Below are 8,025 nucleotides of genomic sequence, written 5' to 3'. Positions count from 1 at the left end.
AACATACGGGTTTCGCGGTATGGAGCCGCAGGCGGTGTCTTCCCGACTGTGGCGGAATTTAGCGGAATCCGTATTACTTGCGTCCCAGGCCCGCGCCCAGTTGCAAAGGCGCGTCGAGCTTGATCCACAGGAATTCGTTGGCGTCCTTGACATCCTTGCCGCGCCCGCCGGTCGCCGGGTAGTTGTTGTCGTTGGCGACCAGAATGGTACGAGCGTCGAGCACGATGATGTTTTCAATGGTCACATACGGGAACTTGAACACGCCGCCCTGGGTGCTGGGCGCGAGGCCCTGCGGGTCGCTGATGTTCATCAGGTCGGCGACCTGCGTCTTCTTGAGGGTGCCGTCGGCATTGGTGGCCGCCATGTCCAGCAGGTAGACGCGCTTATTTTTGGCTGCGTCGCCCTGCGCCTGGTCGCGCTCCAGCACCAGCACCTGGTGGTCGTTGACGAAGGTCATGTCGCCGATGGAGTTGCTGGCGTCGTCCAGCGGGTAGCGCCCCACCAGGCTCCATTTCCGGCTGGCCAGGTCGAGGGCGTGCAGGCGAATCTGGCCGGGCAGGTCGCCCGCGACGGTCTTTTCCAGCAGGGCATAGATGGTCTTGCCGTCGGGCGAAATGTTGAAGCCCTCGAAGCCGCCGCTGCCGGGCAGATTGGCCGCGCTGGAACTGACGCCCTGCGAGAAGTCGGGGTTCTGGGGGCTACGCACAAACGGCGTGGTGTACTGCGCCGCCACCTTCGCGCCGGTCGCCGGAAAGTCGGTGAAAAAGCCGTCTACCCCGGCCCGCAGAAGCTGGCGCATCTCGGCCTCGGGGTCGTTTTTGTACTGGGGCAGCAGGTAGGTGGGTTCGCTGCGTAGCGTCCAGGTATGGATATACAGCCCGGCGGCGTGGGCGCGGCTTACCAGGTCGGTGGTCTGGCCCTTGTTGTCCACAATCCAGCGCTTGTAAGGTCCGACGCCGGTGGCGTAGCTGGCGATTTCCTTGAGGCCCGCGTCGCTGAGCATGTCCTTGGGGGTGCGCGTGTCGCCTGCCGCCAGCAGGTCGTAAGCGGGTTGGTCGTCGCTGTTGATCAGCTGGATCAGTGGGATATTCACGCCCGCTGCTGGCATAATCTTGGTCTTCAGTTCCTTGAGGTTGTTGACCTCGAAGGACTGGATAAACACCCGGTTGGGGTCGGTAAAGTTTTCCTTTTTCAGCGTGTCGATTAGCAACTGATTGATATCAAAGCCCGCCGCTTTCATGTAGCTGGGGTGCTTGGTCTCGGGGTAGATGCCGATTTTCTTGCCGGTTTTGGCCTCCACATTCTTCACGAAGGCGATAATTTCGGGCAGCGTCAGAATCTCGAATTGCCCGTCAAAGTTGGTGCCGCGCAGCTGGGGCAGGCGCTCGATGGCTTTGAGGGTCTTGAGTTCGGCCAGCGTGAAGTCGTTGACCCAGAAGCCGTACACGTCGTGACCATCGAGCTTGCCCATGCGGGCGCGGGAGGCAAATTCGGGGTGTTTGGCAACGTCGGCGGTGGCTTCCAGCACCTTGCCTCCCTGGTCCAGCGGCTTGTCCAGCGTCGCCAGCAGCGGCTCGTGACGGTCAATCAGCACCCCGTCCTTGCTAACCACCAGATCCGGCTCGATGAAATCCGCGCCGCCGTCCACCGCCGCCTGGTAAGAACCCAGCGTGTGCTCGGGGAGGGTGCCCGCGCTGCCCCGGTGCCCGATGACGATGGGGGCCTGACCCTTCAGCGTGGGCAGCCTGGCGAGGTTCGGGGTGGGCACCGGGGCTTCGAGCAGTTTGCCAGTGGCCGAAAAGTGCAGCACGTAAGGCCCGAACTCCTCACCCACCCAGATGGTGCCGTCGGGGGCAAGGGCGAAACCTTCCACGTCGAAGTCGGCCCCGGTGAGCAGGCGGTCGGTGGTGGCCTCGTTGACAATCAGCCAAGGCACTTTCTTGTCGGGGTCACTGAACTGGATAAAGCTTCCCACGTCCACCTTCTGCGCGGCACCCTTGGCGGTGCGGGGGGTCAGCTTGAAATTGCGAATTCTCAGCAGGTAGTCGGCGCTGTTGCTCTTTGCTCCGTAGCCGTTGTCGCTCATAAACCAGTAGCTGCCGTCGCTGCCGAACTGCACCGCCGAGAAGCCCTGTACCGGCTGGCTCTTGAAGCGGGCCGCGCCGCGCACGCCGTTACTCCACGCGCCGCTGGGGGGGCCAGCGTCGAAGGTGTCGGCAGGCAGTTCGGCCCAGCCCACCAGGGTGGCGGCCTGTGCGCCCAGGGTGACAGAAGTGAGGGTCAGGAGAGCCGTCAACAGTTTTTTCATTGTTCTCAGTGTGTCCGGAGTGCGTCAGGGCGCTGTGGCCCTAGCGTCAGGCTGCGGTCAGGCTCCCCAGTTAGGCCCCGTAGTCAGCAAAAACAGTGGCCTGGCGTAGAGCCCTTCTCTGCCAGGCCACCAGCCACTCACCGGGGAGCTTTGTGCTCAGAGCTATACGGATTCCGCTCCATTCCGCCACAGTCGGAAAATCGCCGTCTGTGGCTCCATACCGCGAAGGGGCGTATGCTGTTCCTACTCACATCCGCTCGGATTGATTCAGAACTGCACCGAATCAATCGGAATCCGTATTATTTATCTTCGGTCAGCGCAAAGCCCTTGCTGAACTGCTCCTGAAGCAGCGTGAACACGACCAGCGGCGGAATGATCGTCACGATTGCGCCCGCCATGACCGCGCCCCAGTCGGTCTGCCCGCCGACCTCGATCAGCTTACGTAGCCCCACCTGCACCACCTGTTTGTCGTCCTGCTGCATGATGACCAGCGGCCAGATGTACTGATCCCAGGCATACACAAACTGGATGACCGCCAGGGCGCCCACGGTATTCCAGCTCATCGGCACCAGAACGCTGGTCAAAAAGCGCAGCGGGCCGCAGCCGTCGATGCGGGCCGCGTCGGCCAGGCTGGTCGGGATGTTCATAAAATGCTGGCGGAACAGAAAAGTCCCGGTCGCACTCGCCAGAAACGGAATGATGATGGCCTGATAGGTGTTGGCCCACTGAAGGTCGCGGCTGACCAGATCGAACAGCGCGATGATAAGCACCTCGGTCGGCAGCATCAGCGACAGCAGCACTAGCGCGAAGGCTACTCCCTTGAGCGGAAAGCGGAAGTACACGAAGGCGAGCGCGGCCAGCAGCGACAGCACCGTTTTGCCTACAGTCACGCACACCGACACAAGCAGGCTGTTGAGCATGTAGGTGCCCAGGTGCGCTTTGGTCCAGACGCTTGTCAGGTTGTCTAAGAAAGCCCCGCCCGGCAGCAGTTTGGCGCTCATCACGTCGCTGGACACCTGCGTGGCCTTGATAACGGCAAAGATCAGCGGGGCACCAACCAGAAACACGGCGATGCACAGCGCGAGGTGGGTCACCCAGTCGTTGCGCTTTTTCAGGCGACCTGCGCCGCTCCGGGTCAGTGGTTTAATGGCCATAGTGCACCTGCTTTTCGCCCGTGCGGAACTGAATCCAGCTGATAAAGCCCACCATTGCCAGCATCAGGGCCGCCTGGGCCGCCGCCGCTCCGGTCTTGAAGTTCACGAAGCCGTCTTGGTACAGCTGGTAGACCAGAAAGGTCGTGATTCCGGCGTTGTGGTAGTAAGGCCCACCTTTGGTCAGGATGTCGGTCAGCGCAAAGGAATCGAACAGTGCCGAAACCACGTTGGTAAAGACCAAAAAAAAGGTGATGGGGGTCAGCAGCGGAAAGGCCACCCGCCAGAAAATCTGCGCCGGGCTTGCGCCGTCGATCTCGGCGGCTTCCATTACGTCGCCGGGCAGGTTCTGAATACTCGCCAGATAAAAAACGATGTTATACGCCAGCCCTTTCCAGACGGCGGCCAGCGTGACCAGCCCAAAGGCCAGAAAAGGGTCGTCGAGCCAGCGCGGTTTGACATGGAACAGGCTGCCCAGAATCTGGTTGACCACGCCGATCTCGGGGTTAAACAGAAAAAGCCACAGCGTTCCGGCAATCGCGGGACTCAGGGCGTAGGGGTAGATCAGCAGTAGGCGGTAAGTCTTGGCGCCGCGAATGGGGCGGCTCGCCAACCACGCCAGTGCCAGCGAAAGCAGCAGCCCGGTACTAACCGTCAGTAGCATAAAAATCAGGGTTTGCAGCGCGACCTGCTGGTAAGCTTTGCTTTGCAACAATTCGGCAAAGTTGGCAAGCCCCACGAACTTCTCGGTGCCCAGAATCACGTTGGCGCGGTAGGCCGCCAGCTTCAGGGTTCTCAGCGCAGGCAGATAGATAAACACCGCCAGAATAGCCAGGGTCGGCAGCAAAAACACCCAGGGCAGCGCGCTTCCCCTGAACACAGCGCGTTCGTCGGTAGAAGCAGCGGTAGCCGTGCGGACGGGTTGGGTCATGAGGCTCCTTTTGGGGTCGGGTATAGCGGTGCCTGCGGCGTTCCTGAACCCTCTTTAAATCCCAAATCCGCATCCGGGTACAGGATGCGGACTGGGGTTATGGCGGCAGGCAGCTGGGATGGGGTGGAGGGTCAGGGAACATGACCGCGCCGGATCCAGCCGACCACAGTGGAAAGTCAATGCTGTGGAAAGTTAATGCACAGAAGAATCAATAAACTGGAGAGTCAATAAACTGAAGGGTCAATAAGAAGACTGGTGTGGAGTGCGGGCGCAGAGCGGGCCAGTTTTGGTTCCCTTTGCTCTAGCACCCCCGACCCTATACGAACTGCCGTCTGTTTCGTTGACCACTCGGCAATAAGCCGGGTTGCCAACTCTACGCCCGGAGTCCGCATTACCCGTTTACTTGAAGTTGGCGTTGTACTCGTTTAGAGCTGCGTCGGCGCGGGCCTTGGTGTCTTTCAGGGCGTCGGCCACGGGGGCGCCGCCCAGCACTTTCTGCACGCCTTCTTCCATGATCTTGCGGGTCTGGATGGCGGCTCCGTTCAGGCCGCCCGCCGTGGCGGGGCTGGGCACGGTTCTGACCAGCTGGTTGAAGGCGACCAGTTGCAGCGGGGTCTGGGTAAACCAGTTCTGTTTACGCAGCAGGTCAATCGAGCTGTTGCGCACGGGGTAATAGCCGGTCAGCTTGTGCCAGTCGGCCATGTTCTTGGTATTGGTCAGGTAGAGCGCGAAGTCCAGCGCGGCCTCGGCCTGGGGCTTGCTGATACTCTTGGGGATCCACAGGCTGGCCCCGCCAATGACCACACCGTTGCGCTTGGTGCCGTCTGGAATAGGCAGTACGCCCACGCCCACGTCAAAGCCGTTCTTTTTGGCAGCGTCGCGGATGTTGCCGATATCTGCCGTCGAGGTGATGTGGAACACGTCCTTGCCCTGGGTAAAGATGGCGTCCGAGCCGTCCCAGTCTTCCAGTTTGCCGCTGTAGGTGTACCAACCGCTGTCGTTCATGGTCTTAAAGAAGCTGAAAATATTGTTGGCAGCGGGCGTATCGAGGTTGATGCTGGTGGCGCGGGCCTGGCGACCGTTGCCGTTGTTCAGGAGCGGCGCACCCTGCTCGGCCATCCACTGCTCGATAAACCAGCCGTTCAGGCTCATGCCGAAGCACTTGGCCCCGATCTTGGCGGCGTCGATCTTGACGCAGGCTTTTTGTATAGCCCCGAAGGTGGTGGGGGGGTTTTTGGGGTCCAGACCCGCTTTTTTCATCAGGTCTTTGTTGAAGTACAGCACCGGCGAAGAGCTGTTGAAGGGCAGGCTGTTGACCTTGCCGCCGATGGTGTAGTAATTGATGACCGGCTTAATGTAGTCGTTAAAATCCACGTTCTTGATGCTGCTGACAGGCTGGAACATGCCGCTGTCGAGGGCGAGCTGGCTGCCCACTTCAAAAATCTGCACGAGGCTGGGCGCCTTGCCCTGGCGTCCGGCAAGAATGGTGGCCTGGAGGCTGTCGTTATAGCTGCCCTTGTAGCTCGGCACGATCTTGACGCTGGGGTGGGCCTTGTTGTACTCGTCAGCGCGGGCCTGAATCCAGCCGCCGCGCTTGGCGTCGCCCATCGAGTGCCAGAATTCTACGGTGGTTTGTGCGGCGGCCTGTCCTGCTGCGCTGGCCAGAACCAAAATCAAGGTCAGTTTTTTCATGTGACTCCTTAGTGACGTAAACAGACTGACGTTTACCTTCAGCCGTCATGTCTGCTGAAGTTATGAGTAAATGATCAGTTGGTTGTCAGGCGTTCTAGTCTGATGAAGGAGGCGCGGGCCAATCCCAGAGTTTTGTGGAAATGTCAGCTGCGGCCCTTTAGCAGTTTTTGCGGGTAGTTGCCGATCAGGGCGTCTACTCCCAGGGCGATCAGTCTGGCGACCTCGGCCTCGTCATTCACCGTCCAGGTATTTACGCGCCAGCCTCCCGATTTAGCCTGCTTCATCAGCCCCGTATCAATCAGATGAAATCTCGGGTGCAGGGCCACGGCCCCGGTGCGCTCCATCACTCGCCCGATCAGGTCGAGGTCGCCGCAGCGAAAGGTGTGCTCAAACAGAAAACCGCGCTCGATCTCGGGGGCGTGTTGCCGCGCCGCGTCGAGCACCAGTGGGCTAAAGCTGCTGACAATCACCCGTTTTTCAAAGCCGCGCTCCTGGATGGCGTCCAGCGTGCGGGCCACGCGGTCATCGGGGCGGCGTTCCTCGGCCTTGATCTCGACATTTACATAGGCCGTGTGACCCGCCATCCAGTCGAGCATGTCGTTCAGTGTCGGAATGTGTGGGGGCAGCTCGGCTCGGCGCAGTTGGGGTAGTCGCCGTCTGTCCGGCAGATGGGGGTCGTGGTGCATGACCAGCGTACCGTCGGCCAGGCGGCGCACATCGACTTCTACGCCGTCTAGTCCGGCGTCCAGCGCGGCCTGATAACTGGGAAGCGTGTTTTCGGTGAACTGATGCGGCGAGCCACGGTGTCCGAGCAGCAGAGGAGACATGGGCCTGAAGATAGGGGCAATCTGTCAGGAGGCGGGTTACTGGGCCTCTACTGTTAAGCCTCTGTATGTCTGCCACATGACTTTTAGGCGTTACCCTGTAGCTATGGCGAATCTCGGCTCCTCTACAGTGATGCTCACGGGTGCGGGCGGCGCACTAGCAACGGCAATAGCCCAGGAACTTGAAGATGCGGGCGCACAGATGGTGCTGGTCGGGCGCGGTGAGTCGCTGGCCCGCGCCGCCGACCGCTTTCCGGCCACCGAGGTGATCGACGTCGATCTGACCGACGAGGGCAGTGTCGAGCAGCTCCGTAAGGTCAAGGTAGACACCCTCATTCACACGGTCGGGGCCTGGAGCGTGCAGGACGTTCAGAAGGCCACCATCGACCAGTACCGCGCCATGTTCGACGAAAACATGCTGACCCTGTTTCACGCCGTTCAGGGCGTCTTGCCCAGCATGCTGCGCCAGAAAGACGGCATGATTATGGGAGTGAGTGCGGGGCAAGCAGCGCAGCTCAGCGGTCCCAAGTCGGCGCTGTATACCGCGAGTAAGGCGGCGGTGAGCGCGTACATTCTCAGCCTGCACGATGAACTCAAGGCCAAAGGCGTGCGCGGCTGTGTGCTGTACCCCATGGGAGCCATTGACACGCCCGAAAACCGTGAGGAAGGCATGAAGTGGGAAACCATGATCGACCCACGCGGTCTGGCCAAAACGGTCGCCCATGCCCTCACCCGCCCAGACCGGGCACATATTACTGAGATCAAGGTCTACCCTGACGAAGACTAACAATTGATCCAGTGGTCAGTAAAGAGGGGCGGACTGCCGGAGTAATTCGATTCTGCTGTGGATTGTCCGGCTCGGCCATGGTTCGGACGGTGTAGTTACTCAGCACAATGAACACGACGAAAAACCGCTTCTGGGTAAGTTTGGTAGTTGGTTGGAACTATGCCCGACACCACTGAAATGGGAGCGTCTGGGGCTTATCCCCGGACGTGTCAAAAGAGCTCCCACTCGAAAGTTTCGTCTGTCAGAACCCCGCCTGTCCACTCCAACACCGCGCTCAGCAGGGCAACATCAAGCTCCGCAGACGATACGGGCCTTACCACCGACGACTCCTC

The 8,025-nt window shown here is 60.4% G+C and carries 6 protein-coding genes; 1 reads left to right on the top strand and 5 read right to left on the bottom strand.

Features of this window, described 5'->3' with window-relative positions:
* Window positions 1-73 precede the first annotated feature (73 nt).
* The 5 genes from QZ269_RS10975 to QZ269_RS10955 all read right to left on the bottom strand — a co-directional run bounded on the left by QZ269_RS10975 (window position 74) and on the right by QZ269_RS10955 (window position 6,909).
* On the bottom strand, window positions 74-2,308 hold the full coding sequence (locus QZ269_RS10975) for an esterase-like activity of phytase family protein (RefSeq protein WP_291426750.1): 2,235 nt from the start codon (window positions 2,306-2,308) through the stop codon (window positions 74-76).
* 299 nt (window positions 2,309-2,607) lie between these two features.
* Window positions 2,608-3,462 (bottom strand): carbohydrate ABC transporter permease, encoded by an 855-nt coding sequence (locus QZ269_RS10970; RefSeq protein ID WP_291426749.1) that lies wholly within the window; start codon window positions 3,460-3,462, stop codon window positions 2,608-2,610.
* Window positions 3,452-4,390, bottom strand: coding sequence for a carbohydrate ABC transporter permease (locus QZ269_RS10965; protein WP_291426748.1), 939 nt, complete (start codon window positions 4,388-4,390; stop codon window positions 3,452-3,454). The genes QZ269_RS10970 and QZ269_RS10965 overlap by 11 nt, the downstream gene beginning before the upstream one ends.
* Window positions 4,391-4,789: 399 nt before the next feature.
* Window positions 4,790-6,082, bottom strand: coding sequence for an ABC transporter substrate-binding protein (locus QZ269_RS10960; protein ID WP_291426747.1), 1,293 nt, complete (start codon window positions 6,080-6,082; stop codon window positions 4,790-4,792).
* Window positions 6,083-6,225: 143 nt separating this feature from the next.
* Complete coding sequence (locus QZ269_RS10955) at window positions 6,226-6,909, bottom strand: glycerophosphodiester phosphodiesterase (RefSeq protein ID WP_291426746.1); 684 nt, start codon at window positions 6,907-6,909, stop codon at window positions 6,226-6,228.
* A 103-nt stretch (window positions 6,910-7,012) separates the two neighbouring features.
* On the opposite strand from QZ269_RS10955, the gene QZ269_RS10950 reads away from it, so the two are divergent.
* Window positions 7,013-7,693 (top strand): SDR family oxidoreductase, encoded by a 681-nt coding sequence (locus tag QZ269_RS10950; RefSeq protein WP_291426745.1) that lies wholly within the window; start codon window positions 7,013-7,015, stop codon window positions 7,691-7,693.
* Window positions 7,694-8,025 lie beyond the last annotated feature (332 nt).

The sequence above is a fragment of the Deinococcus sp. genome, assembly GCF_018260405.1.
GTDB lineage: Bacteria > Deinococcota > Deinococci > Deinococcales > Deinococcaceae > Deinococcus.
This window is presented reverse-complemented; position numbering and strand designations above follow the sequence as displayed.

Bases quoted from the DNA above. Each gene is read 5' to 3' on its own strand.
- QZ269_RS10975 (WP_291426750.1), bottom strand. From the start codon at position 2,308: ATGAAAAAACTGTTGACGGCTCTCCTGACCCTCACTTCTGTCACCCTG.
- QZ269_RS10970 (WP_291426749.1), bottom strand. From the start codon at position 3,462: ATGGCCATTAAACCACTGACCCGGAGCGGCGCAGGTCGCCTGAAAAAG.
- QZ269_RS10965 (WP_291426748.1), bottom strand. From the start codon at position 4,390: ATGACCCAACCCGTCCGCACGGCTACCGCTGCTTCTACCGACGAACGC.
- QZ269_RS10960 (WP_291426747.1), bottom strand. From the start codon at position 6,082: ATGAAAAAACTGACCTTGATTTTGGTTCTGGCCAGCGCAGCAGGACAG.
- QZ269_RS10955 (WP_291426746.1), bottom strand. From the start codon at position 6,909: ATGTCTCCTCTGCTGCTCGGACACCGTGGCTCGCCGCATCAGTTCACC.
- QZ269_RS10950 (WP_291426745.1), top strand. From the start codon at position 7,013: ATGGCGAATCTCGGCTCCTCTACAGTGATGCTCACGGGTGCGGGCGGC.